General features: G+C 70.8%; 23 protein-coding genes and 1 tRNA gene. 14 read left to right on the top strand and 10 right to left on the bottom strand.

Translation table 11 applies throughout. The features are described from left to right. Window positions 1-6 precede the first annotated feature (6 nt). From FIF60_RS15760 to FIF60_RS15750, 3 genes are all read right to left on the bottom strand, one after another. A complete protein-coding gene (locus FIF60_RS15760) occupies window positions 7-705 on the bottom strand; it encodes a DUF599 domain-containing protein (RefSeq protein WP_144187052.1) in 699 nt (232 codons plus the stop codon). 11 nt (window positions 706-716) lie between these two features. Further along, the gene (locus FIF60_RS15755) at window positions 717-1268 is read right to left on the bottom strand and encodes an Hcp family type VI secretion system effector (RefSeq protein WP_144187051.1); all 552 of its coding nucleotides are present in this window, start codon (window positions 1266-1268) and stop codon (window positions 717-719) included. Window positions 1269-1340: 72 nt separating this feature from the next. After that, on the bottom strand, window positions 1341-2561 hold the full coding sequence (locus FIF60_RS15750; RefSeq protein ID WP_144187050.1) for an NADP-dependent isocitrate dehydrogenase: 1221 nt from the start codon (window positions 2559-2561) through the stop codon (window positions 1341-1343). Between the two features lie 157 nt (window positions 2562-2718). Here FIF60_RS15750 and FIF60_RS15745 point away from each other — a divergent pair, with 157 nt between their 5' ends. Together FIF60_RS15745 and FIF60_RS15740 are read left to right on the top strand one after the other, a co-directional pair. After that, complete coding sequence (locus FIF60_RS15745) at window positions 2719-5742, top strand: PAS-domain containing protein (protein ID WP_158639251.1); 3024 nt, start codon at window positions 2719-2721, stop codon at window positions 5740-5742. Further along, window positions 5742-5951, top strand: a complete 210-nt coding sequence (locus FIF60_RS15740) for a hypothetical protein (protein ID WP_144187048.1) — start codon at window positions 5742-5744, stop codon at window positions 5949-5951. Before FIF60_RS15745 ends, FIF60_RS15740 begins: the two co-directional genes overlap by 1 nt. A 170-nt stretch (window positions 5952-6121) precedes the next feature. Here FIF60_RS15740 and FIF60_RS15735 read toward each other — a convergent pair whose 3' ends face one another. Next, a complete protein-coding gene (locus FIF60_RS15735) occupies window positions 6122-7108 on the bottom strand; it encodes an MBL fold metallo-hydrolase (RefSeq protein ID WP_144187047.1) in 987 nt (328 codons plus the stop codon). 267 nt (window positions 7109-7375) lie between these two features. Between FIF60_RS15735 and FIF60_RS15730 the strand changes: the two genes are divergently transcribed. Genes FIF60_RS15730 through FIF60_RS15715 form a run of 4 tightly spaced genes read left to right on the top strand, consistent with a single transcriptional unit; the run spans window position 7376 to window position 10891 of the window. Then, window positions 7376-8383, top strand: a complete 1008-nt coding sequence (locus tag FIF60_RS15730; RefSeq protein WP_144187046.1) for a TRAP transporter substrate-binding protein — start codon at window positions 7376-7378, stop codon at window positions 8381-8383. An 11-nt stretch (window positions 8384-8394) separates the two neighbouring features. Next, window positions 8395-8859 (top strand): TRAP transporter small permease, encoded by a 465-nt coding sequence (locus tag FIF60_RS15725; protein WP_144187045.1) that lies wholly within the window; start codon window positions 8395-8397, stop codon window positions 8857-8859. After that, window positions 8856-10136, top strand: coding sequence for a TRAP transporter large permease (locus FIF60_RS15720; RefSeq protein ID WP_144187044.1), 1281 nt, complete (start codon window positions 8856-8858; stop codon window positions 10134-10136). Before FIF60_RS15725 ends, FIF60_RS15720 begins: the two co-directional genes overlap by 4 nt. 11 nt (window positions 10137-10147) lie before the next feature. Continuing rightward, entirely contained in the window at window positions 10148-10891 is a 744-nt protein-coding gene (locus FIF60_RS15715; protein WP_144187043.1) for a maleate cis-trans isomerase family protein, read from the top strand. Between the two features lie 20 nt (window positions 10892-10911). Here FIF60_RS15715 and FIF60_RS15710 read toward each other — a convergent pair whose 3' ends face one another. After that, complete coding sequence (locus FIF60_RS15710) at window positions 10912-11883, bottom strand: DUF808 domain-containing protein (RefSeq protein WP_144187042.1); 972 nt, start codon at window positions 11881-11883, stop codon at window positions 10912-10914. A gap of 86 nt (window positions 11884-11969) precedes the next feature. Here FIF60_RS15710 and FIF60_RS15705 point away from each other — a divergent pair, with 86 nt between their 5' ends. From FIF60_RS15705 to FIF60_RS15695, 3 genes are read left to right on the top strand one after another with little or no spacing between them, the layout of a single operon-like run. After that, complete coding sequence (locus FIF60_RS15705; protein ID WP_144187041.1) at window positions 11970-14747, top strand: P-loop NTPase fold protein; 2778 nt, start codon at window positions 11970-11972, stop codon at window positions 14745-14747. Further along, complete coding sequence (locus FIF60_RS15700; protein WP_144187040.1) at window positions 14744-15928, top strand: M20 family metallopeptidase; 1185 nt, start codon at window positions 14744-14746, stop codon at window positions 15926-15928. Before FIF60_RS15705 ends, FIF60_RS15700 begins: the two co-directional genes overlap by 4 nt. Then, a complete protein-coding gene (locus FIF60_RS15695) occupies window positions 15847-16824 on the top strand; it encodes an AEC family transporter (protein ID WP_338032093.1) in 978 nt (325 codons plus the stop codon). The genes FIF60_RS15700 and FIF60_RS15695 overlap by 82 nt, the downstream gene beginning before the upstream one ends. 9 nt (window positions 16825-16833) lie before the next feature. On the opposite strand, the gene ppa is transcribed toward FIF60_RS15695, so the two are convergent. Next, window positions 16834-17388, bottom strand: coding sequence for an inorganic diphosphatase (ppa, locus tag FIF60_RS15690; protein ID WP_144187038.1), 555 nt, complete (start codon window positions 17386-17388; stop codon window positions 16834-16836). 68 nt (window positions 17389-17456) lie between these two features. Then, on the bottom strand, window positions 17457-18191 hold the full coding sequence (locus tag FIF60_RS15685) for a hypothetical protein (protein WP_144187037.1): 735 nt from the start codon (window positions 18189-18191) through the stop codon (window positions 17457-17459). Between the two features lie 113 nt (window positions 18192-18304). Between FIF60_RS15685 and FIF60_RS15680 the strand changes: the two genes are divergently transcribed. The 3 genes from FIF60_RS15680 to FIF60_RS15670 all read left to right on the top strand — a co-directional run bounded on the left by FIF60_RS15680 (window position 18305) and on the right by FIF60_RS15670 (window position 21100). After that, a complete protein-coding gene (locus FIF60_RS15680; RefSeq protein ID WP_144187036.1) occupies window positions 18305-19519 on the top strand; it encodes an E22 family MetX-like putative esterase in 1215 nt (404 codons plus the stop codon). 102 nt (window positions 19520-19621) lie between these two features. Further along, a complete protein-coding gene (locus tag FIF60_RS15675) occupies window positions 19622-20965 on the top strand; it encodes a serine hydrolase domain-containing protein (protein ID WP_144187035.1) in 1344 nt (447 codons plus the stop codon). A 59-nt stretch (window positions 20966-21024) separates the two neighbouring features. After that, window positions 21025-21100 (top strand) — tRNA-Ile (locus tag FIF60_RS15670). Window positions 21101-21127: 27 nt separating this feature from the next. On the opposite strand, the gene FIF60_RS15665 is transcribed toward FIF60_RS15670, so the two are convergent. Beyond that, window positions 21128-21937, bottom strand: a complete 810-nt coding sequence (locus FIF60_RS15665) for a class I SAM-dependent methyltransferase (protein ID WP_144187034.1) — start codon at window positions 21935-21937, stop codon at window positions 21128-21130. A 199-nt stretch (window positions 21938-22136) separates the two neighbouring features. Between FIF60_RS15665 and FIF60_RS15660 the strand changes: the two genes are divergently transcribed. Both FIF60_RS15660 and ettA read left to right on the top strand, forming a co-directional pair. Beyond that, entirely contained in the window at window positions 22137-22376 is a 240-nt protein-coding gene (locus FIF60_RS15660; RefSeq protein WP_144187033.1) for a hypothetical protein, read from the top strand. A 122-nt stretch (window positions 22377-22498) separates the two neighbouring features. Next, on the top strand, window positions 22499-24181 hold the full coding sequence (gene ettA / locus FIF60_RS15655; protein ID WP_144187032.1) for an energy-dependent translational throttle protein EttA: 1683 nt from the start codon (window positions 22499-22501) through the stop codon (window positions 24179-24181). A 4-nt stretch (window positions 24182-24185) separates the two neighbouring features. Here ettA and FIF60_RS15650 read toward each other — a convergent pair whose 3' ends face one another. Beyond that, window positions 24186-25274: a helix-turn-helix transcriptional regulator gene (locus FIF60_RS15650; protein ID WP_144187031.1), complete on the bottom strand. Its 1089-nt coding sequence runs from the start codon at window positions 25272-25274 to the stop codon at window positions 24186-24188. Continuing rightward, on the bottom strand, window positions 25271-26389 hold the full coding sequence (locus FIF60_RS15645) for a hypothetical protein (protein WP_144187030.1): 1119 nt from the start codon (window positions 26387-26389) through the stop codon (window positions 25271-25273). Before FIF60_RS15645 ends, FIF60_RS15650 begins: the two co-directional genes overlap by 4 nt. Window positions 26390-26391: the final 2 nt, after the last annotated feature.

Raw genomic sequence — 26391 nt, 5'->3', positions numbered from 1 at the left:
GGCCGGTCAACCCCCGCCGGGAGCGGATCGCCCTTCCGTCATCGCCTCGCGGACGACGGAGCGGAACTCCCGCCGGTGCAGCTCGGCCAGGACGAGAAGGCTCGCGCCCATCAGCGCGACGGGGTGGATCAGCCAGGCAAGCGCGGCGAGGCCGAAATAGTAGGCACGAAGCCCGGTGTTGAAGTGCTTCGCGGCGCGGTTCGCGACCCGCGCGGCCATCTCCGCCTGGGCGTAGGCGGCAGAGTCCGCTGCCTGCCCAACCCCGCCGACGATGATCTGGAGGTAGTTGAACTGCCGGATCGACCAGGTCAGCGCGAAGAAGGCCTGGATGAAGATCACGATCAGAAGCCCGATCTTGATCTCCCATAGGGCCTCGGTCGGCGTCGCGGCGAAGGGAATAGTGCCGACCACCCGGAGCCCCATTTCGGTGGCCCCGAGCATGGCGACGAGGCCGCCGAGGATGAAGATGGCGGTGGTGGCGAGGAAGCTCGCCGAGGACATCAGGTTGCCGATGACGATGCCATCGAACACGCGCGGGTCGCGCGCCACCATCGCCCGCATCCACCTCCGCCGGTGCTCGTCCATCGCCGCGATGACGCTTTTCGCCCGGATTCGGGGCACGCGGTCGACGATCGAGGCGTAGCCGAACCAGCAGGCGAGGAAGACGGCGAGCGCCGCGAGATCGAGAAGCGAGAGCGGCCCCACCGCGAGCGCGCTCAGCGCCTGGCGCGGGTGCCCCGCCTGGTCGCTGCCGCCTTGCTTGCCACCTTGCCGATGGGCTTGCGGCCAGCCGCCTTCGGCAGGTCGCCGAGGGTCGCGCTGGTTCCGTGCGCGAGGTTCTCCACGACCATGCCCGAGAAGGCGAGGGTGACGTCCTCGAGCGCAGGCAGCGGCATCAGCGCCGAAGGCTCGGCGTCGAGATCGACGAAGGAGCGGAGCTCGGCCACCACGGCGCCATGCAGCGTCACGCGGTGGAACACCTCCTCCTCGCCCTCGTCGGTCGTGCGCAGGAACTCGAACACGACGCTGGTGAGGCGCTCGCCCGTCTCGAGCGCCTCGAGGAGCTGCGGGCTCGCCGCGCCCCACTGCTTGGTGAAGCGCACCGGCTGATGCGTCACCTTGCCCCTCCGCCCGCCGGCCGAGACGGCGGCGGCGGAACCCTGGTCATAGGCAAGGCCGACGAGCTTGCCTGCGTGCCGCTCGGACGGCGCCTCGCCCTTGAACGCGCCCTGCCTGGCGCCGACGATCGTGACGTAGAACTCGTACATCGCTCTCTCCCGACGCGGGTGGGTCGCCCGCCCCGGCGCAGGCCGGCGCCGGGGCGGCAGGTCAGTCCGGCCTCACCAGGAGGCCATGGCGGTCTTGAGATTGGCGTCGAGCTTGTCGAGGAAGGCCTGGGTGTTCAGCCACTTCTGCTCGCGCCCGATCAGCACCGCGAGATCCTTCGTCATGAAGCCGCTCTCGACCGTCTCGATGCAGACGCGCTCGAGCGTGGCGGCGAACTTCTCGACATCCGGGGTGCCGTCGAACTTGCCGCGATAGGAGAGCCCGCGCGTCCAGGCGAAGATCGAGGCGATCGGGTTCGTGGACGTTTCCTTGCCGGCCTGGTGGTCGCGGTAGTGGCGCGTCACCGTGCCGTGGGCAGCCTCGCTCTCGATCGTCTTGCCGTCCGGCGTCATCAATACCGAGGTCATCAGCCCGAGCGAGCCGAAGCCCTGCGCGACGATGTCGGACTGCACGTCGCCGTCGTAGTTCTTGCAGGCCCAGACATAGCCCCCGTTCCACTTCAGCGCGCATGCGACCATGTCGTCGATCAGCCGGTGCTCGTAGGTCAGGCCGCGCTTGTCGAACTCGGCCTTGAACTCGGCGTCGAACACCTCCTGGAACACGTCCTTGAAGGTGCCGTCATAGGCCTTGAGGATGGTGTTCTTGGTCGAGAGATAGACCGGGTAGTTGCGCAGAAGCCCGTAGTTGAACGAGGCACGGGCGAAGCCCTGGATGGAGGCGACGGTGTTGTGGATGCCGAGCGCCACGCCCGGGCCCTTCATGTCGATGACCTCCATGGCGAGGCCGGGGGTGCCGTCATGCGGCGTCCAGGTGATCGTCACGCTGCCGGGGCCGGGGATCTTGAACTCGGCCGCCTTGTAGATGTCGCCATAGGCGTGGCGGCCGATCACGATCGGCTTGTCCCAGTGCGGAACGAGGCGAGGCACGTTCTTGCAGATGATCGGCTCGCGGAAGATCGTGCCGTCGAGGATGTTGCGGATCGTGCCGTTCGGGCTCCGCCACATCTTCTTCAGGCCGAACTCCTTCACCCGCGCCTCGTCGGGCGTGATGGTCGCGCACTTCACCGCAACGCCGTACTGCTTGGTGGCGTTCGCGGCATCGACCGTCACCTGGTCGTTCGTCTCGTCGCGATGCTGGACGCCGAGGTCGAAATATTTCAGGTCGACGTCGAGGTACGGCAGGATCAGCTTGTCCTTGATGAAGCCCCAGATGATGCGCGTCATCTCGTCGCCGTCCATCTCCACGACGGGCGTCTTCACCTTGATCTTCGGCATCGTTCTGGGTCTCCGGAACACGTCTCGATGGGATGCCCGAGCGGGGCGGCGGCACCATAGGTAGCCGGCCCGGTATCGGCAAGGCGGCGATCCGCGGTTGTTGCGCATGGCATGCCTGCCCGGCAGAGTGGCAGCGTTCGGGCTTCAGGGCGTGCGCATGAGTGGCTTGGGTGACACCGGAACGGGTTCCTCCGCAGGCAAGGGCAGCAGCTTGGGCCGCTTCCTCCCCAACCGCCTGTTCATCACCCGGCCGGGCGCGCTCGGGCTTATCGCCGCGGGATTGCTCGCCATCGCCGTGCTCTGGACAGGCGTGGCCGGCCAGCTTTCGGCCGAAAGCGAGGCGCAGCGCGAGGAGGCCGCCCGCCTTGCCTCGACGACGGCCGCCACGCTCGACGCGCATGCGAGGCGCGTCTTCACCCAGGTGCATACGAGGCTCGTCGCTGCGCGCGATGCCGCGGAACGCGGCGGCGTGCGCGACCCGGCGGCGATCTCGGCCGCGACCGTGTTCGAGCGGGTGCGCCCGGCAGACGATTCCGTCGCCCAGGCCCTCGTCATCGGTTCCGACGGCGTCATCCTCTCCGCCGCGCCGATCTCGCCCTCCGGCCACGTGATGTCAGGCGATCGCGACTTCTTCCTGGCGCTTGCCGCCGGCGATGGCGGCAGGCCCTATGTCAGCCGCCCCTTCGTCAGCCGCATCAACGGCTCGACGGCCGTCGCCGTCGCCGTGCGGCTCCAGAAGGCCGATGGCGGGTTCGCCGGCGTGCTCGCCGCCCTGCTCGACCCGCCGGACCTGCTCCGCCCGGTGATCGACGCCGAGCGCGACCGCGGTGCCGTGCTCGCCCTCGTCGGCAGCGACGGGGTGGTCCGCGCCTCGTCGGGCGAGCTGCTCGGCGCGGCGGGGCGCGACATCTCCGCCTCCTCCCTGTTCTGGGGCATGCGGGCGGCGCCGCGCGGCACGCTGGCCGTCGCCTCGCCGAGCATCCCGGGCGAGCGGCTGCACGTCGCCTTCCGGCACGTGCCGGAAGTGCCGCTCATCTCCGTCGTCGCCATCCCCGAGCAGGTGATCGGCGCAGACATCGCTGCCCGCTCCATCCCCACCCTCGCCGCCGCCGCGGCGGTGACGTTCGCGCTCGTAGCACTCCTCGCCGCGCTGCTGCTCGAGGTGCGCCGCCGTTCCCGCCGCGAGAACGACCTCTCCCAGGAACGGCTGGTGCTCGAGGAGGCCAACCGCGAGATGGCGCGCGCCAAGCGCCAGGCGGACGAGAAATCGGCCCTGCTCGAGACAACGCTGGCGAACCTTTCCGATGGCGTGACGGTCTTCGACGCCAACTACAGGCTCGTGACCTGGAACGACCGCCTCGAGGAGGTGATCGGCCTGCCCGGCCACCTGCTGTTCGAAGGCGCGACCTACGAGAGCATCATCCGCGCCCAGGCCGAGGGGGGCGAGTTCGGTTCCGACGACATCGAGACGGAGGTGCGTCGCCGCCTCGACGTGGTGCGCGCGGGCAGCTTCGGCGTCTACGAGCGTACGCGCCCCGACGGGCGGGTGATCGAGATCAAGCGCACGGGCCTGCCTGGCGGCGGCTTCGTCACCGCCTATACCGACATCACGCCTCGCCGCCGCGGCGAGGAGGAGATGCGCCGCGCCCGCGAGATCGCCGAGGCCGCCTCGGCCGCGAAGTCGAGCTTCGTCGCGGTGGTGAGCCACGAGATCCGCACGCCGATGAACGCGGTGATCGGCACGCTCGGCCTGCTCGTCGACACGCCCCTCGATGCCGAGCAGCGCCGCTACGTCGAGACCGCGCGCGAGAGTGCCGAGCACCTTCTCGCCATCATCAACGACATCCTCGACCTCTCGAAGATCGAGGCGGGCAAGCTCGTCCTCGAGCCTTCCGACTTCGCGGTCGCGCCGCTGCTCGCGGGTTCTGTCGAGCTGTTCAGGCCGGCGGCGCGCGAGCGCGACCTCGAGATCGCCGTCGAGATCGCCCCGGGCGTCCCCGCCGCGCTGCGCGGCGATGCCGGCCGGATCAGGCAGATCCTGCTCAACCTGATCTCGAACGCGGTGAAGTTCAGCCAGCGCGGGCAGATCGTCGTCTCCGTCGCGCCGGTCACCGGCGAGGCGATGGGGCCGGGGAGCTGGCGGCTCCGCTTCTCCGTGGCAGACCGCGGGCCGGGCGTGCCGGCCGAGCAGCGCACGCTCCTGTTCCAGCCCTTCTCGCAGCTCGAGGGCCCCGACAGCCGCCGCACCGGCGGCACGGGGCTCGGGCTCGCGATCTGCCGCCGCCTCGTCGAGCTGCTCGGCGGCCAGGTCGGCATCGATGGGCGGCCGGGCGGCGGCGCGGTGTTCTGGTTCACCCTCGAGCTGCCCGAGGCGGAGCGCGCGCCCGAGGCGGCGCCCGAGCCGGTGGCACTCGCCCCGCCGCGCCGCGCCCGCGTCCTGCTCGCAGAGGACAGCCCGGCGAACCAGCTCGTCGCGGCGACCCTGCTCCGCAAGGAGGGCCACCACGTCGATGTCGCGGGCAACGGCATCGAGGCGGTGGAGGCGACGCGCACGCGCCCCTACGACATCGTCTTCATGGACATGTACATGCCCGAGATGGACGGGCTTGCCGCGACGCGCGAGATCCGCGCCCTTCCGGGGCCTGCGGGGCGCGTGCCGATCATCGCGCTCACCGCCAACGTGATGGCCGGCGACCGCGAGCGCTTCCTCGCCTCCGGCATGAACGGCGTTCTCGCCAAGCCGGTGACGGGCAGGATGTTGAACGAGGCGCTCGCGCGCCACCTCCCACGCGTCAGCGCCGAGGCGCAGGCGGCGGAGCGCGGCCAGACGGAGACGGGCATCGACGCGGACCATTTCGCGAGGCTCCGCCGCGGCCTCTCTCCCGACACGCTGGTCATGCTGATCGGGGCGTGCGTCGACGAGGTGCGGCAGCGCTCGCGCTCGCTCGACACGGCCGCTGCGGCCTCGGACCTGCCGATGCTGCAGCGGGAGGCGCATGCGCTTCGCGGCGGGGCGGCGAATTACGGCCTGCGCGAGCTCGCCGAGCGTGCCGCGGCGATCGAGCACGCCGCGCGTGCGGGCAACGGGGAGGAGGCGATCGCGATCGTCCGCGAGCTCGGCGACGTGGTCGATCGCGCACTGGCCGCGCTGAAGGCGCAGAGCCCGGCCAAGGCGGGCTGATGGCACGACAGCCTGAGCGGGCACCGGCCGCGGCGCTGGCCGGAAGCCTCGACCGCGCGACCTATGCCGGCTACGTCGCAGGCTTCGAGGCGGCGCGCGACGCGGCCGAGGCGCTTGCCCGATCGGCAGGCGAGACGCGCCTCGCTTCTGCCATCGCCGCCCTCGCGCCGCTGCCTGATCGCGGCCGCGGCGAGCCGGGGCGCGGATAAGGCGGGGCGCGGATGACCGAGCCGCTTCTCTGCCCGCACTGCGAGGAGCCGACGCTGCCCAATCGTCTCGCCGACGGCTCGGTCGTCTGCTCCTGCGCGGCAGAGCGCGACATTTCGGAAGCGGCGGCATCCCGGGCGGGCGCGAGCGCCGCGCCCGGGAGCACCGTGGTTCAGATGTCGGCGCCCCAGGCTGCGGGGTACCAGCCGAACCCCTCGCCCTCGGCCGCGACATGGCCGAGGCCTGGGAAGGGGAAGTGGTAGGCGACGAGCGCCATGCGCTCCTGAGCGAGCTGGCGGAGGATGCGCAGCCGTGACTGGGCGGACTGGCGCGCGTCGGTGTCGAAGGCGAACTCGATCTGCGGCCGGCGAAGCATGATCACCTGATGGTGCGCGAGGTCGCCGATGAACATCGCTTTGCTGTTGCCGGACTGGATCGCGTAGACCATGTGGCCGACCGTATGGCCCGGCGCCGAGACGGCGGTCACGCCCGGCACCACCTCCTTGCCGTCCTCGACGAAGGTGATGCGTTCGCGCACCGGAAGCAGGTTGCGCCGCGCGCCCTTGACGAAGTCGCCGACGAAGCCTTGGGCGTTCTGCCTGTCCTCCGCCGTCCAGTAGTCGAAATCGGCCTTCGAGATGAACACCCGTGCGTTGGGGAAGTTCGGCTTGCCGTCGCCGCCGATGATGCCCCAGCAATGGTCGATGTGGGCGTGGCTGATCACCAGCGCGTCGACCTGGTCGGGGTGGACGCCGGCGGCGCGGAGATTGGCCAGCAGAAGCCCCGTGTTCGGCCCGAACGGGCGTGTGAAGCCCACGCCGTTGTCGAACAGGATCAACTGCCGGCCGGTGTTCAGAAGCAGGCAGTTCTGGTCGAGCGTCAGCGCGTTCGTCGGCAGGAAGCTCTGCTGCAGGAGATTCGCCAGGTCCTCCTTCGGATGCTGCGGGAACCCGCCGGATGGCTCGCCGAGCGCAAGCGGCCCGTCCTGGATCACGGTCGCCTCGAACTCGCCGATCCTGAACCGGTACCAGTCGGGGGCGCGGATGCCGGTGATCGGGGCCGCCGCCTCGGCGGCGCCGGCGAGCGGCAGGGTGGCGGCCGCGCCGAAGGCGCCGAGTGCGGCGCGGCGCGAGAGCCGCAGATCGCGAACCTGGTCCATGTGTTTCCTCGTTTGGCTTTGTTCTGAGCGCGGCGCGTGGCTGGCCGCGCGGCTGGACGGTAGCACGACGCAACGTCGATGCACGCGGCGCCTGCATCCGCCACGGGAACGTTCCGGTGAGCATAGGGATGGCAGATGCCGCTTCCAGAGGCAGCCCGCCCGTGCGAGGCTCGCGGAGGTGGCCCGCCGCGGCTGGCACGCGGGCTGCATTCCCCCTGCCGCCGTGCCCGCTTCGGCGCGCGGTCCAACCCGGGAGGTTCTCGCGCCATGTCGCTTCGCCGCCGCACCGCTCTCGCCACCCTCGCCGCAGCCCCCGTCGCGCTCGCAGCACCTGCTGTGTTCGCGCAGGCGCAGCGCATCCGCATCGCCGGCAATTTTGCGACCGAGCATTCCTCCTCCGTCGCCATCGAGGGCTTCAAGGCCGAGGTGGCGCGGCTTTCCGGCGGGCGCATGGAGGTTGACACCTTCCCCGCCATGCAGCTCGGCGGCGCGCAGGAGAACGTGAGCCAGGTTCGCGCCGGCACCCTGCTGATGACCTGGGTCGGCATGGCGTTCCTCTCGCGCACCGTGCCGGAGCTCGAGGCGATCAGCCTTCCCTTCCAGTTCCCGACGCGCGAGGCCGCGTTCAAGGTGGTGGACGGGCCGGTCGGCGACCTGCTCGACGGGCGGATGGCAGACAAGGGCTTCATCTCGCTCGGCTACATGGAGCTCGGCTTCCGCCACGTGACGACCGGCCAGAAGCCGATCAGGACCGTCGAGGACCTGCGCGGGCTCAAGATCCGCATGCAGCCGAACGAGACGCATCTCGCGACCTTCCGTGCCATCGGCGCCAACCCTGTCGCGATGGACATCCGCGAGCTCTACTCTGCGCTGCAGCAGCGCGTGGTGGACGGGCAGGAGAACCCCTACGCGATCATCCTCGCGAGCCGCTATTTCGAGGTGCAGAAGCACCTGACCAACACCGGCCACTTCTTCGACTTCATCTCGATCGTCGCAAACCGCCGCGCCTTCGGCGCGCTTCCGGCCGAGCAGCAGCAGATCATCCGCACGGCGATGGGAACCGCGATCAAGGCGCAGCGCGAGGCGGCGGAGAAGACGGACGGCGAGGCGCTGGCCACGCTCCAGGCGCGCGGCATGCAATACGACCCGCTGCCGGCCGCGGAGCTCGCCAAGATGCGCGCGCTCTCCGCCGGCGTCGTCGACACGATCAAGGGTCGGGTGGGCGCGGAGCTGGTCGATCGCGTGCAGGCGGAGGTCGCCAAGGCAGGCGCCTGACCCGGACGCGCGTGGACAGGATCCTCTCCGGGCTCGACGCCGCGATCCGCGCGCTTCTCGTCGCCATCGTCTCGGTGATGGTAGCGGTGGTGTTCGCGCAGGTCGTGGCGCGCTACGGGCTCAACGCCTCGATCTCCTGGGCCGACGAGATCGCGCGGCTCGCCTTCGTCGCGATGGTGTTCCTCGGCATCTCTGTGGCGGTCCGCGCGCGGGCGCATATCGGCATCACCTTGCTCGCCGAAGCCCTGCCCCGGCCCGCGCGCGCGCTTCTGCATCGCCTGGTGCTCGCCACCTGCGCCGCGCTCTCGGCCCTCGTCGCGTGGGAAGCGTGGCTGATCGCGTCGGAGCAGTGGGACGAGCAGATGATCTCGCTCGACCTCTCTGCCGGATGGTTCCTCGTGCCGGTGATCGCTGGCATGGCCGTCTCCGCGCTCCACTTCGCCGCAGCAGCCATCGCGCCGGGAGCGCGCGCATGAGCGTGACCATCATGCTCGTGTTCTTCGCCTCCGCCATCCTCGGCCTGCCGCTCGCCTTCGCGCTCGGCCTCGGCGCGGTGGCGGGCGTGATCGAGAGCGGCTTTCCGCTCAACATGCTGCCCACACGCATGATGAATGCGGTGAACGCCTTCCCGCTGATGTCGATTCCGTTCTTCGTCCTGGCGGGCGAGCTGATGCTGAAGGCGGGCATCATGGAGAGGCTGATCGACCTCGCCAACGCTGCTATCGGCCGGGTGCGCGGCGGCCTCGCGCATGTGACCGTTCTCGCAGGCATGGGGCTTTCCACCGTCTCCGGCGCGGCGGTGGCCGATGCCTCTGCGCTCGGCTCGACGATGCTGAAGCCGCTCGAGAAGCATTACGGAACCGGCTTCTCCGCCGCCGTGATCGCCGCGTCGGCCAATCTCGGCCCGATCATCCCGCCTTCGGGGGCGATGATCGTCTATGCCTTCATGGCGGGCTCGAGCGTCTCGGTCGGCGGGCTGTTCCTCGCCGGGGTCATTCCGGGGCTGATGCTCGTCGTCCTGATGATGCTTTTGTCGTCGATCATCGCCCATCGCCGCGGCCTGCCCCTGACGGGAGAGGCCTTCAGTTTCCGCCGCGTCGGGGCGGAGCTCCGCCGCTCCTTCGTCGTCCTGATGATGCCTGTCGTCGTCATCGGCGGCATCATCGGCGGCGCCTTCACCGCGACCGAGGGCTCGGCCGTCGCGGTCGTCTACGCCCTTGTCATCGGCTTCTTCATCACCCGCCGCCTGACGCTCGCCGACCTGCCGCACGCGATCGGCGCGACGGTGATCACGACGGCCGTCGTCGGCGCGATGATCGCCTTTGCCTCGGCCGTCACGTACATGCTGACGATCGACCTCTTCCCGATGAAGCTCGCCGCATGGCTGAAGGGCATCACCAACGATCCGCTCACCTTCATGTTCCTCGTGCAGGTCGTGCTGCTCGTCGTCGGCTGCTTCCTCGAGAGCAACGCGGCCTACATCATGCTCGTGCCGCTCCTGCACCCGATCGCGCTCGACTACGGGATCGATCCGCTGCATTTCGGGTTCCTGTTCGTGCTGAACCTCGTCATCGGCATGCTCACGCCGCCCGTCGGTGTCGTGCTGTTCGTGGTGTGCGGTCTCGCGCGCATCTCGGTGGGCGAGATCTCGCGCCATGTCTGGCCCTTCGTCCTGACCATGTATGGGCTGCTGCTGGTCTGCATGTTCGTGCCGGGCCTCGTCCTGTGGCTGCCGCGCGCGGCGGGGTTCTGAGTGAGGCGACGATGACGGACGCGATGGGCTTTGCGCATGCGATGGGCGTCATCACGCCCTCGGGCAACCTTGTGGTCGAGCGGGTGACGACGGCGCTGCTCGCCTCCGTGCCGGCCGTCTCCGCGCATTTCGCGCGCATCGGCGTGCGCGGCGCCGTCGATCCGTTCCCCGATCGCTACGACATGGACGGGATGCTCACCGCCGCGCGGCTTCTCGCCGATGCGCGGCCTGGGGTGATCCTCTGGAACGGCTCGAAGGGCGGGCTGATCGGCGTCGAGCATGACCGCGCGCTCGCCTCCGCCATCACGGCCGAGACAGGCATCGCGGCGACGACATCCACCCTCGCGCTCGAGGCGGTGCTTCGCGACACGGGCGCCCGCCGCATTGCGCTCGCCACCCCCTATGCCGAGGCCTACCAGGCGCGCCTCGTCGCGCGCTTCGCCGAATGGGGATTCGAGACGGTCGCCGAAAGCCACCTGGGGCTGACAGACAACCTCTCCTATGCCTCCGTTCCGCTGACCGCGATCGCTGCCCAGATCGATACGGTCGCTGCGGCCAGGCCCGATGCGATCCTCACCTGGTGCACCAACTACGCCGCCGCAATGGTCGCGGCTGAAGCGGAGCGGCGCACCGGCATCCCCGTCCATGACGCGACGACGCTGCCTCTCTGGTCCGGGCTCAGGATGCTTGGCGTGGATACCACGCCGCTCGCCGCGCGCTGGGGCAGCCTGTTCGCGCGTCCGATCACCGCCTGAGGCAGGCGTGCGCGCCCTCGTCAGGCCGTGCGGGAGCGCCGGAACATCGCCGCGAAGGGCGCGAGGATCTGCTGCACGATGGGGATGAGCGCGAGGCCGATGGCGAGGCCGAACAGCCCCGACCCGGTCGCGTTCACGAGCCACTGGACGGCGCCGCTGGCAACCGGCACGGCCGCGCCGGCGGCGTGCGCGACATCGTGCAGCGCGTGCCCGATCGCGGTGAACCCGTAGCCTTCGAGCCCGTGCACGATGATGCCGCCGCCGACCCAGAGCATCGCGACCGTGCCGACGACGGAGAGCGTCGTCAGGAACGGCGGCATCACCTTCACCAGCCCGCGGCCGAGGGCGGCGATGGGCGCCGAGGAGCTCGCCGAGAGGGCGAGGCCGGCATCGTCCGCCTTCACGATGAGCGCCACCGCGCCATATACCGCCGCGGTGATGCCGAGGCCCACCACGGCGAGGATCGCGGCCTGGTTCCAGATCGATGCCTCGGGGATGGTCGAGAGCGCGATCGCCATGATCTCTGCCGAAAGGATGAAATCGGTCGAGATGGCGGCGCGCACCTTGGCGTCCTCCGCCACCTGCGGGTCCTCGTCGGCGATGCCGATCGCCTTCTCGTGCTTGTGCGCGAGGTGCGGGAAGACGGCTTCGAGAACCTTCTCCGCGCCCTCGTAGCAGAGATAGGCGCCGCCGAGCATGAGCAGGGGCGTGATCGCCCAGGGCGCGAACAGGCTGAGCGCGAGTGCGGCGGGAAGCAGGATCAGCAGCTTGTTCTTGAGCGAGCCGACCGCGATCCGCCGCACGATCGGGATCTCCCGCGCCGCGGCGAAGCCGGTGACGTAGCGTGGAGTGACGGCGGCGTCGTCGATCACCACGCCGGCGGCCTTGGCGCCTGCCTTCGTGGCCTGGGCGGCGACGTCGTCGAGCGTGACGGCCGCCTTGCGCGCGATCAGCGCGATGTCGTCGAGAAGCGCGATCAGGCCTGTGCTCACGGGGTGTGTCCGGACGGGGCGGGGAGGGCAGTATGGCCCAGCTGGCGGGATTTTGCGCAGACGTGCCGGCGGGGTAACGTTCGGGGATGGACCCCCCGCGCTCACAGCTTCCGCGCACCCTCGCCGAGGCGAGGGGTTTCGACTTCTCGCAGACCACGCGCGCCGCGATCGAGGCGGCCGGTCAGGTCGCCGCATCGCTCCCGCCGCGCGGCTCCGGCCGGCGTGCCGTCGGCCTCTCCGAACTCATCGCCGGCATGGTCATCGTCGGCGAGCGGGAGCGCGGCCATTCCCGAAGCGCAGCCGGCAGCCGTGGCATCTACCTGATCGCCGGCGCGCTGGTCGAAGCACTGGAGCCGCTCGTCGGCCAGTCGCGCATCGAGGAGGTGATCCTCTCCCTCCGCGGCACGGCCGAGGACAGCGTGGCGCTGTCGCCGCTGGCGACCGAGGCGCTCGGCGTGGCGCGTGCGGTGGCCGAAGCGACGGTCGGTCGGACCCGGATCGATGCACGGCACCTCATCGCCGCGCTTGTCGCGCCGCCGGACCAGGCGCGTCTCGCCGCCGCCCTCCGCCGCGTCTGGCAGCGCGACTGGGCCATCAGCCCCGACAGCCTGCGTGCACCGATCCTCGCAGCGATCGAACGCAACCCCGAAAGCGGCGAGAACATCCTGGCCTGGCGGCAGCTTCTCTCGGTCCCGACCGTCGCGCCGGCCGCCTTCGCCGCAGACGCACCGGCGGCGACCGACGATGCGCTTGGCCGACGCGCCGATGCGCGGCGCCTCGCCGAGCTCGCCTGCCTCGCAGACAATGCCCCGCCCCTGGCCATCGGCCTGTTCGGCGACTGGGGCAGCGGCAAGTCCACCTTCATGGCGATGATGCAGGCCGAGGTCGAGCGCATCGGCGCGGCCTGGAAGGACGATGCGGCAAGCCCGTTCGCGACGCGCGTCGCGCAGATCCGTTTCAACGCCTGGAGCTTCGCCGATGCGAATCTCTGGGCGAGCCTCGCCGTCGAGATCTTCGAGGGGCTGCGCGACGAGATCGCGCGTATCGAGGGCACAGGCACGGCCGCGAGCCGTCGCGCCTCCACGCTGCTTGCCGAGATCAGCGCCCGGACCGAAGCGGCCCGCCTCGCGCGCAAGGGGGCAGACGAGGCCGTGCGCGAGGCACGCGACACGCTCGCCGACATCGATGCGCGGCTGAAGGCGCTCGACGCGAAACTCACCCGCCCCGCCGCGGCGCTCGCCGAGCGGGCCGGCATGATCCTGCTCGACCGCCGCGAGGAATTGACGGCGCTTCTGCGCGATCTCGGCCGGCTCGGTGCGGCGGAGCCGGCGACGATCGAGCGGCTTGCGGAGGAGACGCTGACGCTCGCCGCGGGTGGGCGGAGCGGGTTCGCGATGCTTCGCCGCGTCGTGAAGCTTGCCTCGCGGCGCCTCGCGGTGACGCTCGCGGCCGCCATAGCGCTCGCCGCGCTCGCGGCCTGGCTCGTGCCGCGCGGGGCGCTCGAGACGGCCGCTGCACTTGTCGCCTTCACCGCACCCTTTGTCGGCCGCATCATCGAGGCGGTGAACCGGCTCTCTCCTCTGCTCGATGCCGTCGAGGCGGAGGAGAAGGCCGAGGCTGACCTTCGCCGCGAACGCGCCGCGCTCGCCGAGGCGCGCGACGCCGCGGCGAAGGCGTTGGCGGAGCGGGAGGCGACGGCCGCCAAGGCCCTGTCCGGCCTCGATGCGATCGAGAAGGCCGCCGCCACGCCGCAGGCCCTGCTCCGGTTCTTCCTGAACGAGAGCGACGAGCTGCGCGGCTACCAGCAGGAGATCGGCCTCGTCGGCCGGCTGCGGCGAAGCTTCCAGCGGCTCGACGACCTGATGGCGGCGCAGCGCCCGACCGACCCTCGCGCGCCGCGCCCCGACCTGCCGACGCTGGACCGCATCATCCTCTACATCGACGACCTCGACCGGCTTCGCGAGGAGCAGGTGGTGAAGGTTCTCGAGGCGGTGGGGCTCCTGCTCCAGTTCCGGCTCTTCGTCGTCGTGGTCGCCGTCGATGCGCGCTGGCTCGAGGGCGCGCTGCGCAACTTCTACAGGGGCCAGCTCGGCGGCGACGGGCAGGCGGGGCCTGGGGATTATCTCGAGAAGATCTTCCAGGTGCCGTTCTGGCTGCCGCGGCTTGGCGCGGGCACCAACGATTTCGCGGGGCTCGCGCGCGTGCTGCTGCCCGAGCGCGAGGCGAGCGCGGAGGAAGAGGAGCCTGCCCCGGCGCCGCCGACGCCCGAGCCGATGGACGGCGACTATGTGATCGACCCTGACGAGGTGCCCCAGCCCGGAGACGAGAGGCTAATCGAGACCCGCGCGGCGGAGGTCAGGCGCGTGACGCTGACCAAGCCGGAGGCGGGCGTCCTGGCCTCCCTGATGCCGCTCGCCGCCAGTGGCCCGCGCGGCGCGAAGCGCTTCGTCAATCTCTATCGGCTCGCGCGGGCGAGCCGCAGCGGCGAGGAGCTGCAGCGCTTTCTCGGCGATGACAGCAGCCAGTCGGCCTGCTGCGCGCTCGCCTTCCTTCTCGCCTGCGAGACGGGGCTCGACGTCGCGCTGCTGCGCAGCCTGCACCGGGCAATCGCCGACCAGGCGCCCGATGTGGTCGTGATCGAAGCGCCGCACGCTCTCTCGATCGATGGCGAGCCGGCCGATCTCCTGCGCGCCACGCTGCAGCGGGCCGGCCTGTTCTGGGGCACCGTGGGGCGCAACCTGACATTCGGCGACCTTGCGCGCTTCCTTCCCGAAGCCCGCCGCTACTCCTTCCACCCGCCCTCCCTTGACCGCGCGGCCGCTCCCGCCAACCCTGCGGCGGACCAACCCGGGAGACCCGCATGAACGCCGCACCGACAGAAGCCGCCATCACCGCCTGGCTCGCCACGCAGGAGAACGCGATGCTCGCGATGCTCCAGCGCATGGTCGACACGGACAGCGGCAGCGCGGACAAGCCGGGCGTCGATGCCGTGGGCGATCAGATCAAGGCGTTCTTCGCCGCAGCGAACATCCCCGTCGAGGTGAAGCCTGGGCAGAAGCAGGGCGACGTGCTGCGTGCGGTGCTCGCCGGCCCCGAGGGCGGCGGCGGCGGCGCGAATGCCGGCCGCAACATTGTGCTGATGGGCCACCGCGATACGGTGTTCCCGAAGGGCGAGGCATCGCGGCGTCCGTTCCGCATCGAGAACGGCCTCGCCTACGGGCCGGGGGTGGCCGACATGAAGGCGGGGCTCGTGATGAACTGCTTCGTCATCGCCGCCTTCCAGAAGTTCGGCGGACACCCCGCGCCGCTCGTCGGGCTCTTCACCGGAGACGAGGAGATCGCCTCTCCCGAAGGCCGGCCGCTGATCGAGGCCGAGGGCCGCACGGCGCGGGCGGTGTTCAACAGCGAGCCTGGCCGGCCCTCGGGCAACGTCGTCACCGGCCGGAAGGGCGGCGTGTTCTCGACGATGATGATCGAGGGCAAGGCCGCGCATTCGGGCGGCAATTTCGAGGCCGGCATCTCCGCGATCGAGGAGCTCGCGCGCAAGGTGCAGGCGATCCACGCGCTGACCGACCTCGGCCGCGGCATCACGCTGAATGTCGGCGTCGTGCGCGGCGGGCAGAGCGTGAACACCGTCGCCCCCTGGGCCGAGGGCGACATCGATTTCCGCTATGTCGAGCCCGCGCAGCGCGACGAGATCCTCGGGCGGATCGACGAGATCGTGCGCACGGCGAACGTTCCGGGCACGAAAGCCTCCTGGCGGATCAACGGCGAGTTCCTGCCCGTGACGCAGGGCGGCGCGTCCGAGGCGCTGTTCGAGCTCTACCGCGATGCCTCCGGCAAGGCCGAGCTCAAGGGCGAGTTCTCGGGCGGCTGTGCGGATAGCGGCTTCACCGCCGCGGTGGGCGCGCCGACGATCTGCGGCGTCGGCCCCGTGGGCGGCAAGGCGCACACGCCGGAGGAATATCTCGAGGTGGCGAGCCTGGTGCCGCGCGCCCAGGCGGTTGCGCGCGCGATCTGCCGCATGGAGGCGGCGGGGCTCTGATCCCGCTTCCGGTCCTCGCGCCGTTCTTCGCTCTGATCCTGCTCGGCTGGCTGCTCGGGCGCGGGCCGCTCGAGCCGCCGGCCGCCCAGGCCGGGTTGCGCGCCTTCGTTCTCTACGCGGCACTTCCGGCCTTCGTGTTCCGCTTCGTGGCAGAGGCGGAGCCGCCGCCGCCCGCGGCCCTGCTCGCACCGGTCGCCTACGTGATGGCGAGCGCGATCGCCGGCGGGGCAGCGGCGCTGCTCGCACGGCCGGGGCTCCGGCGCGTCGCCTTCATGGCCGCGATCAGCGCCAATCTCGGCTATATCGGCCTGCCTGCCATCGCCGTCTCGCCCCTCGGGGCCGACCCTGCGGCGGTTGGCGCGGCGATCGCCATCCTGGTGCTCGACGTGCTCGGCACGCTCAACCTCGGCATGGTGATGATGACGAAGGGCGGGCTCAGCGCCGGGCTGCGCGCGCTCGTCCGCGCGCCGATCGCCTGGGCGATGGTGTCGGCGCTCGTGATGCGCGGCCTCGGCCTGTCGCTGCCCGCGCCGGTGTCGCGGCTTGCGGTGATGCTTTCGGGCGGCGCGGTGCCGGGGGCGCTGATCAGCCTCGGCGCGGCGCTGTCGGCCGGGCAGAGAGGTGTGTCGCTGAAGCCGCTTTCCGGCGTCGCCTGGGCGCTGCCGGCGAAGCTGCTCCTCCAGCCCGCGGCCTATGTCGGCTCGGCGCTCCTGCTCGGCCTGCCCGCAGGCGCGGTGACGGCGGGCGCGCTCATGGCCGCCTGCCCCGTCAGCCTCGGCTTCTTCCTCGTCGCCGTCGCGGGCGGGCAGGACATGCGCGTCGCCGCCGCCCTCTGCCTCTGGAGCACGATCGCGGCGGCGCCAGGATTTGCGCTCTGGAATGCCGTGCTCGGGTGAGGCCGCCCGCTACTCGTAGTGCGGCTTGGCGAGCTTGGCGTCCTCTGCCCGCTTGATGCTGTCGCGGATCAGCCGCTCGGCCACCTCGGGCCCGCCCCATTCCCCGAGCGTGACCTCCTTGCCCTTCTCCAGGTCCTTGTAGTGCTTGAAGAAGTGGGCGATCTGCTCGATCAGGATCGTGGGAAGGTCCGTGTAGCTCCTGACGCCGCTGTAGAACGGGTGAAGCTTGTCGACCGGCACGGCGAGCACCTTCTCGTCCGCCCCCGCCTCGTCGCGCATCTGCAGCACGCCGACGGGCCGGCAGCGCACGATGCAGCCCGGCACGAGCACCGCCTGCGTCACGATCATCACGTCCATCGGGTCGCCGTCCTCAGCGAGCGTGTGGGGCACGAAGCCGTAATTGCCCGGGTAGTACATGGCCGTGTGCAGGAAACGGTCGACCATCAGCGCACCGCTCTCCTTGTCGAGCTCGTACTTCACCGGCACGCCGCCCTGGGGGATCTCGACGACGACGTTGATGTCGGATGGCGGGTTGCGGCCGATGGGGATGCGGCTGATGTCCACGGGGCATTCTCCTCGCTGAAGCGCGGCGGACCATAGCGACACGCCCCGCCGCGCGCCATGGCCGAGGCTCATCCTGGTGCGGAAAGCAGCCTGATCAGCGCCCCTTCGAGCCCGGACAGGACGGTGGCGAAGGCAAGCGCGATGAAGCATGCCCAGGCGAGCAGCCCGGAGAGGAAGGGCAGCCGCAGCCCGGGCGCGACGACGCGGGCGGCACGGCCGAGCGCGATGGGTGGCATGACGACCGATGCGAGGCCGAGCGCGGCGGTGACGCCGCGGACGGCGAACTCGCGTGCGCTCGGATCCCTCAAGGAGGCCTCGGAGAACGCGAAGCCACCGAGCTTGAGGCCGAACCACGCGGAGGCGAGGCCCCACACCGCCATCACGAGATAGACTGCGAGCGTGGTTGCCGCGACGACCCGCCAGGGAACCGGCCGCCGCCCGGAGATCCAGATGAGCGCAGCGACCATGCTTCCGAGCAGCGCGAGCGAGAGGGCAAGGTCGAGCGCGGCGGCGAGCCCGGGAAGCGGAAGTGCTGCGGCGGCGTCGCGCAGTGCGCGAACCTCGTTTGTGAGCGCTGCCGCGCCCTCGGCCCCCATGATCCTGTATCCCTGCTCGGTGCCGGGGAGGGTGAAGCCGCGAACCCAGTATCCCGCCGCCGAAAGTGCTGCGGCGCGCACGAGATAGCCGTCGAGCCGCGCGTCGTCCGGCTCCGCGTCAGCGGCGACGAGGTCGGCCGGGACGCGGGCGCGCACGGCATTGCCGAGGATGCCGAGCCAGGTGCGAATCTCGCCGATGGCGATCATCCGATGGTCCCGTGCCGATGGGGGCGCAGTGTAGCGCACCGGCTGGCGCGATTGCGCCCGTGCACGCCGTGCGTGCAGCATGGCCCACCGGTTCACTGGAAGGGCCCCCGCTCATGCTCAGACGACAGCTTCTGCCCGCGCCCGCTGCCCTCGCAGCGCTCGCAGCGCTTGCCCTTGCCGTGCCGGCTTCCGCGCAGCAGGCGCCCGCGCAGGCTCCGGCGGCGCCGGAGCTCATCGTCGAGAAGAAGAGCTTCGAGATCCCCCGCTTCGTGACGCAGAACGGCCAGGCCATCCCCCGCATGCGCATCGGCTACCAGATGGCGGGGTCGCTGAACGGCGCGGGCGACAACGCCGTTCTGATCACGCATTTCTTCTCCGGCAACAGCCACGCGTTCGGCCGCTATGCCGCCGGTGGCCCGGCCGGGTACTGGGACGCGATCATCGGCCCGGGCAAGCCGATCGACACAACGAAGTACTTCGTCATCGCGGCAGACACGCCGGTGAACCTGAACACGCGCGACCCGAGCACGATCACCACCGGGCCCGCGAGCACCAACCCCGACACGGGCCGGCCCTGGGGCCTCGACTTCCCCGTGGTGACGATGCGCGACTTCGTCGAGACGCAGAAGCTGCTGCTCGACCGGCTCGGGGTGCGCCGCCTCGCGCTTGTCGCCGGCGCCTCGATGGGCGCGCTTCAGGCGATCGAATGGGCCGCCGCCTATCCCGACAGGGTGGACCGTGTGATGTCCGTGATCGGCACCGACCGCGCCGACGGCTGGACGATCGGCTGGCTCGAGCTCTGGGCCGCGCCGATCCGGCTCGACCCGAACTGGCGCGACGGCACGTATCACGGCGGTACCGAGCCCGTTACCGGCCTCGCCGAAGCGCTCAGGCTCGTGACGCTGCATGCGCGCGACCCGGGCTGGGCCGCGACGATCGGCGTCCGCTTCGCCGAGGGGCAGGACCCACGGCGAAGCGTGCGCGAGCGCTTCGCGATGGAGAAATGGCTCGACGATGCCGCGATGGCGCGCGCGCGCGTCTCCGACGCCAATCACTTCCTCTATCTCGTGCGCGCCAACCAGCTCTTCCTCTCCGGCTACGACACGCCCGAGGCGGCCTATGCGCGGAGCCGCGCGCGCTGGCTGATCGTTCCCTCCGTCACCGACAGGCTGTTCCCCATCGAGAACAATCGCCGCCTCGCGGACCTCCTGCGCTCGCAGGGGAGGCAGGTGGAGACCTTCGAGCTGAACGGGCCGCTCGGGCATCTCGAGGGGGTGGTCAGCATGGCCAAGGCGGGGGATGCGATCAGGCGGCTGCTCGCGCACTAGAAAGGCTTGGCGGAACGATCCGCGGCGCTACCATGGCGGGTGCGGCGGGGGCATCGCTCCCGCCGCCAATCCCCCCGACAAGAATTTCCGGAGGACGTTCCGATGAACCGTCGTTCGCTTCTCGCGATGCCGCCGCTGCTTGCGGTGGCGCTCGCCATCCCGCTTGCCCATGCCCAGCCCCAGGCTCAGCCCCAGGCCCAGGCCCTGCCGACCGCCAAGCCAGAGGAGGTCGGCCTCGACGCGGAGCGGCTCGGCCGCATCGCCCGCTTCCTCTCCGCGGAGGTGGACGCGAACCGGCTTCCTGGCGCGGTCGTCATGGTTGCGCGCCGCGGCAAGCTCGTCTTCGCCGAGGCGGTGGGCTATCGCGACAAGCAGGCCCGCGCGGCGCTCGAGCCCGATGCCGTGTTCCGCATCTACTCGATGACCAAGCCGCTCGTCTCGGTCGCGGCGATGATCCTCGTCGAGGAGGGGCGGCTGCAGCTTACCGACACCGTCGCCCGCCATCTTCGCGAGTTCGACCGCCCGATGCTGGTGAGCCAGCCGCGGCTCGACCCGATCACCGCCGCGGTGTCCTACGCCCAGGTTCCGGCGGCGCGGGCGATGACGGTGCAGGACCTGCTTCGCCACACCTCCGGGCTCGCCTATGGCGAGATCACCCAGAACGCGCAGGTGAAGGCGGCCTACACCCAGGGCGGGCTGTTCCGCGGCACCGACCCCTATGACGCGCGCCAGCTCACGCCGCAGCAGTTCACCGCAGCGGTCGCCGGAGCGCCGCTCGCCAAGCAGCCAGGCACGACCTGGGAATACAGCCTCTCCTCGGACGTTCTCGGCCGCGTGGTCGAGGCGGCATCGGGGCAGAGGCTCGAGACCTTCCTCGAGGAGCGGCTGTTCCGGCCGCTGCGCATGGCCGACACGGGCTTCGTGGTGGCAGAGCCCAAGCAGGGGCGGATTGCCCAGGGCCTCGGCGTCGACCCCGCGCTGAACAACGCGCCCGTCGGGCTGCTCGACGTGAACCAGGCGCCGGCAAACGCGTCGGGCGGGGCGGGCGCCGTGTCCACTGCGGCGGACTATCTCCGCTTCGCCCAGATGCTCGCCAATGGCGGGGTGCTCGATGGCGTGCGCATCCTCTCGCCCGCGACGGTGCGGCTGATGACGGCCGATCATCTCGACGCCTCGATCGCCCAGCCCGTGACGCCGGGCGAGCTCCTGCTCGGCACGAAGGGCTACGGGTTCGGCCTCGGCTTCGCCACCAGGCTCGCCGATGGCGTGGCCGGCGTGCCTGGCCGCGAGGGCCAGTTCATGTGGGCAGGCTATGGCGGCACCTACTTCTGGGTGGACCCGAAGGAGGAGCTCACCGTCGTCTACATGTCGGCCGCGCCGTCGGTGGGACGCGCGGCCTATCGGCGCCTGATGATGCAGAAGGTGTACGCCGCCATCACCGGCTGATGGCGGACAGGGCGGGGCTTGTCGCGGCCCCGCCCTGACCGCATCAATGGTCGTGCGGTGGGCCGGTAGCTCAATGGTCAGAGCTGGCCGCTCATAACGGCCTGGCTGCAGGTTCGAGTCCTGCCCGGCCCACCAGCGCCCCCTTTGCCCTTCGCGGCGCCCTCAGGCGGCCTCGATGACGTAGGCCCGGATGCGGCCTTCGATCGGCCCTCTTCCGAAACGTCGCACCAGCGCGGCTGCCGCGGCTTCGGTTGCCGCCGCCAGTCCGGAGGCGTCGCGCGCCTCGATCTCGTTCCGCATCGGCGTTCCCTGGCAATAGGCGACCGCCGCGTCGGTCGCGGACGTGGCCCGGCTGACGAACCCGACAGCGTCGACCGACACCGTCTCGAACCCGGCCGCGACGAGCTCGGCGCGGATCCGCTTCGTGTCGTGGTAGCCGTGCGGGATGTGCGCCATGAAGCGGGGAGGGTCGTCGGGGAAGAGCAGCGCCAGCGCGTCCGTCACCGCCTCGGCGAACTCGTTCTCGGCAATCCTGTCCCAGACGTTGAACAGGAGCCGCCCGCCCGGTTTCAGAACGCGGCGCGCCTCGCGATAGGCCTGTTCCTTGTCCGGAAAGAACATCGCACCGAACTGGCAGGCGACCACGTCGAACCGGGCGTTCCCAAACGGCAGCGCGGAGGCTTCGGCCTGTTGCCAGGCGATCCTCGTGTCTCCGGCCAGTCGCGCTGCGGCCTGATCGAGCATCGGCGGATTGAGATCGGTCGCGACGATGCGCGCCTCGGCCGGCACTCGCGCTGCGATCATCCGCGTCAGGGCGCCCGTGCCGGCGGCAATCTCGAGAATGGCGCGAGGCATCGCACCCGCGAGCCGCTCCGCGAGGTCGATCGCGTAGGGCTCGAAGATGAGCGGCACCATCAGGCGGTCGTAGATTACCGGGATCGCTCCCGCGAACTGAGCATCGCTTCTGGGCATCGTGTGCACCACAGGGTCTGCAAGCCTAGCTTCGAAGATCACAGTATCAGATCCGGCTCCGGCAGGGACGTCAGGTCGTCGTGTCTGAACGTGTCTGCTCCGTCACATCGATGGCCTCACCATTCCGTGCTTCACCTTTGCGTAATCCATGCCGGTGTCCTCTCCCGACTCTTCGGGGGGCAGGAGCAGAATGCGGGACATGGATCAGGGATTGGACATCGCGTCGGAGGGGACGGTCGGTCCATACCGGGTGGCGGCCTGGGCGCTCGCCGAGCCGGATGACCAGACGAAGGGGCTGCGTGCCGTCCTATCGCTTGCCGCCGCGCCGGCGAGCGGGCCGGTGCGCGAGGCAGCGCGCGAGATCAGCGAGCGGCACCGCGTCGAGGCCGTCCGGCGGCTTGCCGCGCGCGTCGCCGCCACGCTCGGCCGGGTGCGCTGAACCCTCGCCTCCCAGGCCGGCTTCCCCGCATCGCCCACCCGCCCCGAAGAGGTGTTCCACCCCTTCGGGTTCCGCTGTAGAACCCGCGCTTCCCGAACCGCCATCGCCGCGAGGGCCTGCCGATGCCCGCCTACCAGTATGTCTATGTCATGAAGAACCTCACGAAGGCCTATCCGGGCGGCCGCGAGGTGTTCAAGGGCATCACCCTCTCCTTCCTCCCCGGGGTGAAGATCGGCGTGCTCGGCGTCAACGGCGCCGGCAAATCGACGCTGCTCAAGATCATGGCCGGCATCGAGAAGGACTATGGCGGCGAGGCCTGGGCGGCCGAGGGCGCCCGCGTCGGCTACCTGCCGCAGGAGCCGCAGCTCGACCCGACCAAGACGGTCGCCGAGAACGTGCGCGATGCGTTGGGCGACGTGGTCACCGCGCTCGACCGGTTCAATGCCATCTCCGCCCGCTTCGCCGAGGAGATGAGCGAGGACGAGATGAACGCGCTTCTCGCCGAGCAGGCGGAACTGCAGGAGAAGATCGACGCCGCGAACGGCTGGGAGATCGATCGGCAGATCGAGATCGCGCTCGATGCGCTGCGCTGCCCGCCCCCCGACAGCCCGGTGACGAACCTCTCCGGCGGAGAGAAGCGGCGCGTGGCGCTGTGCAAGCTCCTGCTCGAGAAGCCTGACCTGCTGCTGCTCGACGAGCCGACGAACCATCTCGATGCCGAAAGCGTCGCCTGGCTCGAGCGCACGCTGCACGACTATCCCGGCACCGTCATGGTCGTCACCCACGACCGCTACTTCCTCGAGAACGTGACGAGCTGGATCCTCGAGATCGAGCGCGGCCGCGGCATTCCCTTCGAGGGCAACTACACCTCCTGGCTCGACCAGAAGCGCCAGCGGCTTGCGCAGGAGGAGAAGGAGGAGACCGCGCGGATGCGGGCGCTCGCGGCCGAAGCGGAGTGGATCGCCGCAACGCCGAAGGCGCGCCAGACCAAGAACAAGGCGCGCATCCAGAAGTACGAGGACATGCTTGCCAGGAACCAGGAGCAGGCCGGCGGCGTGGCCGAGATCATCATCCCGCCCGGGCCCCGCCTCGGCGGCACGGTGATCGAGGCGGAGAAGCTGTCGAAGGGCTATGGCGACCGCCTGCTGATCGAGAACCTCGACTTCAAGCTTCCGCCTGGCGGCATCGTCGGCGTGATCGGCCCGAACGGCGCGGGCAAGACCACGCTGTTCCGCATGATCACCGGCCAGGAGCAGCCCGATGCCGGCGCGTTGCGCATCGGTGAGACGGTGAAGCTCGGCTATGTCGACCAGAGTCGCGACAGCCTCGATGCGTCGAAGACCGTCTGGGAGGAGATCTCCGGCGGCACCGACGTGATCTATCTCGGCAAGCGCCAGGTGCCCTCGCGCGCCTATGTCGGCGCCTTCAACTTCAAGGGCTCGGACCAGCAGAAGAAGGTCGGCATCCTCTCGGGCGGCGAGCGGAACCGGGTGCACCTGGCCAAGATGCTGAAGTCGGAAGCGAACGTGCTGCTGCTCGACGAGCCGACCAACGACCTCGACGTCGACACCCTGCGCGCGCTTGAGGATGCACTGGCCGATTTCGCGGGCTGTGCCGTGGTGATCAGCCACGACCGGTGGTTCCTCGACCGCCTCTGCACACATATCCTCGCGTTTGAGGGCGAAAGCCACGTCGAGTGGTTCGAGGGGAACTTCGAGGCCTACGAGGAAGATAAGCGCCGCCGCCTCGGCGAGCACGCGACCGACCCGCACAGGATCAAGTACAAGCCGCTCGTCCGCGTCTGAGCCGTCAGGACAACGCCGGCAGGCGGGCGAGCAGCGCGGCGAGCTCCGCCTGGCGGCGGCAGCCGAGCCGCGCCATCACCGCCTTCAGCCGCGACCGCGCGGTCTCGACCGGCACGCCCCGTTCCGCCGCGTGCTCCCGCAGCGTCATGCCGCCGGCGATGTCGTAGGCGAGAACCGCCTGCACGTGCGGGAGGTCGAACAGCACGGCGAGATGAGTGGGCGACGGCCCCGGCGGCGCGGCGGGGTCGGTGACGACCACGAGCACGGGCTCGCCCGGCTCCTGCCCGGGCAGGACCTCGGCGATGTAGGGCACCCCGCCGTCGCGGCGGAGCGCGACGCGCGTCGGCGCCGTCGCCGAGCGGATCGCCGCGCCAAGCGCCACACGGTCGCCCGGCCGTGCCGGCTCGATCCCAGCCGGCCCGAGATCGAGGCCTTCCCCTCGCGCCGCGAGCCGCCGAAGCGAGGCATTCGCCCCGAGGAAGCTCCCGTTGGGCGCGTAGCGCGCGAGCGCGATGTCGAGTGCCGCGACCGCGGCTTCGGGAAGCAGCGTCTCGGCCTCGAGCCCGAGCAGATGGAGCCGCGCGGTCGCCGCCCGGCGGACATGGGGCGCGAGCGCGGCGAGGCGCGTGCGCACGCGGTCGGGGAAGGGGCCGCTCTCGGGGGTGCGCCCGATTGCGAACCGGGCCTGGAGCCCCGGCGCATGCGAAATGGCGAGGCCGAGCGAATGGAGCATCGGCACGTGATGGCGCATGAAGTCGCGCCAGAGCCGCGAGGCGGCGAACTCCGCCGCCGGCACGATGGTGTCGAAATCGACGATGCTTCCGTCCCGCACCTCGGGCCAGAAGCGCTGGCGCGTGTTCAGCACCACCCAGGTGCTCGAGTACTCCTCGATCCGGTCGCGGCTGACCCGGCCGAGCACGTGCTGGTCGCGCCGCAGTGCGTCGTCGAGCCGGGCCACGTAGTAATAGAGCGTGTCGGCCTCGAGGCTCTGGCGCGACTGCTCGAGCGCGTGGCCGAAATCGGACGTGCCGGCTGCGGCGCCGTAGAAGCCGAGCGCGACGGGAGCGAGCCAGGCCTCCTCCTCGCCGCTCACGCCGCCTGGCTTCCCTGTCCGAGCCGGGCGAGGAGACGGGCGAGCTCCGCCTGCCGCGTGCAGCCCGATTTCGCGAGGATCGACTTGAGCTGGGTGCGCGCGGTCTCGTGCGAGACGCCGCGCGCGCTCGCTGCCTCGGCCAGCGTCGCGCCGGCGGCGAGCTCCGTCGCGAGCGCCGCCTCCGCAGCGGTCAGCCCGAGCACGGCGCGCAGCGTCGGGAGGGATGGCTTGCGGGCCTCCGGGTCGGCGACCGTGAACAGCACGCCCCGTCGCAGCCATGCCCCGTGGCCGAGCGCGACGGCCTGGATCACGTAGGGAAGCCCCCCTCCCGTCCGCGGCACGGTGATGCCGCGCACGCCGGGTCGGCCGAGCACGGTGGCGAGCGGCAGTTCGATCGCCGCTGCCTCGAGCGCACGGTCGGCGGCGGGATCGGCGGCGCAGAGGCGCGTCTGCCCCAGGGTCAGCCCGTCCCGCCGCGCGACGATGGCGCGCAACGCGGCGTTTGCCTGGCGCAGTCGCGGCAGCGCGTCGGTCAGGGCGAGCGGCGTGGGGAGAAGCTCGATATCGCCGAACCGCGCGGCGTGGCCGCCGAGCGTCGTGTCGCCGAGGAGGAGGAGGCGAGCCCGCAGCGCGGCGGCGAGATGCGGCGCGATCGCCTCGATCGCGGCCAGCGCGCCGCTGCCGAAGGCCCCGCCGGTATTGCGGCCAATGGAGAAGCGCGCCTCCGCGCCCGGGCCCATCGCGACCCTGATCCCCGCCGTGTGGCGGGACGGAAAGCCGGTGCGCCGCATCATCGCGCCGAGCGGTCCCTCCGCCAGGGTCTCGGGCGGAACCACCGCATCGAAGTCGATCGCCCGGCCGAAGGGAGCGCGGCTCCAGACCGGCCTTCGCGGGTTGTGCGCAAGTGCTGCGCTGCGGTACTCGGCAAGCTGGTCGGGCGGCAGGCGCAGGCTTTCGACCACCGCCATCGCGCCCGTCACATCGTCGCGGTAGAGCATCACCTCGTCCGCGCGGAAGCCTCTGGCGAGACCCCCGAGTGCATCCTTCAGCGGTTCGCCCTCGAACGCCGCTTCGGCGAGGGCAAGGGACAGGGAAAGAAGCTCCGACCGTTCCACGC

Source organism: Elioraea rosea (assembly GCF_007644105.1).
GTDB lineage: Bacteria > Pseudomonadota > Alphaproteobacteria > Acetobacterales > Acetobacteraceae > Elioraea_A > Elioraea_A rosea.
Note: the sequence above shows the minus strand (reverse complement) of the source record. Positions and strands in the feature narration are given on the sequence as shown.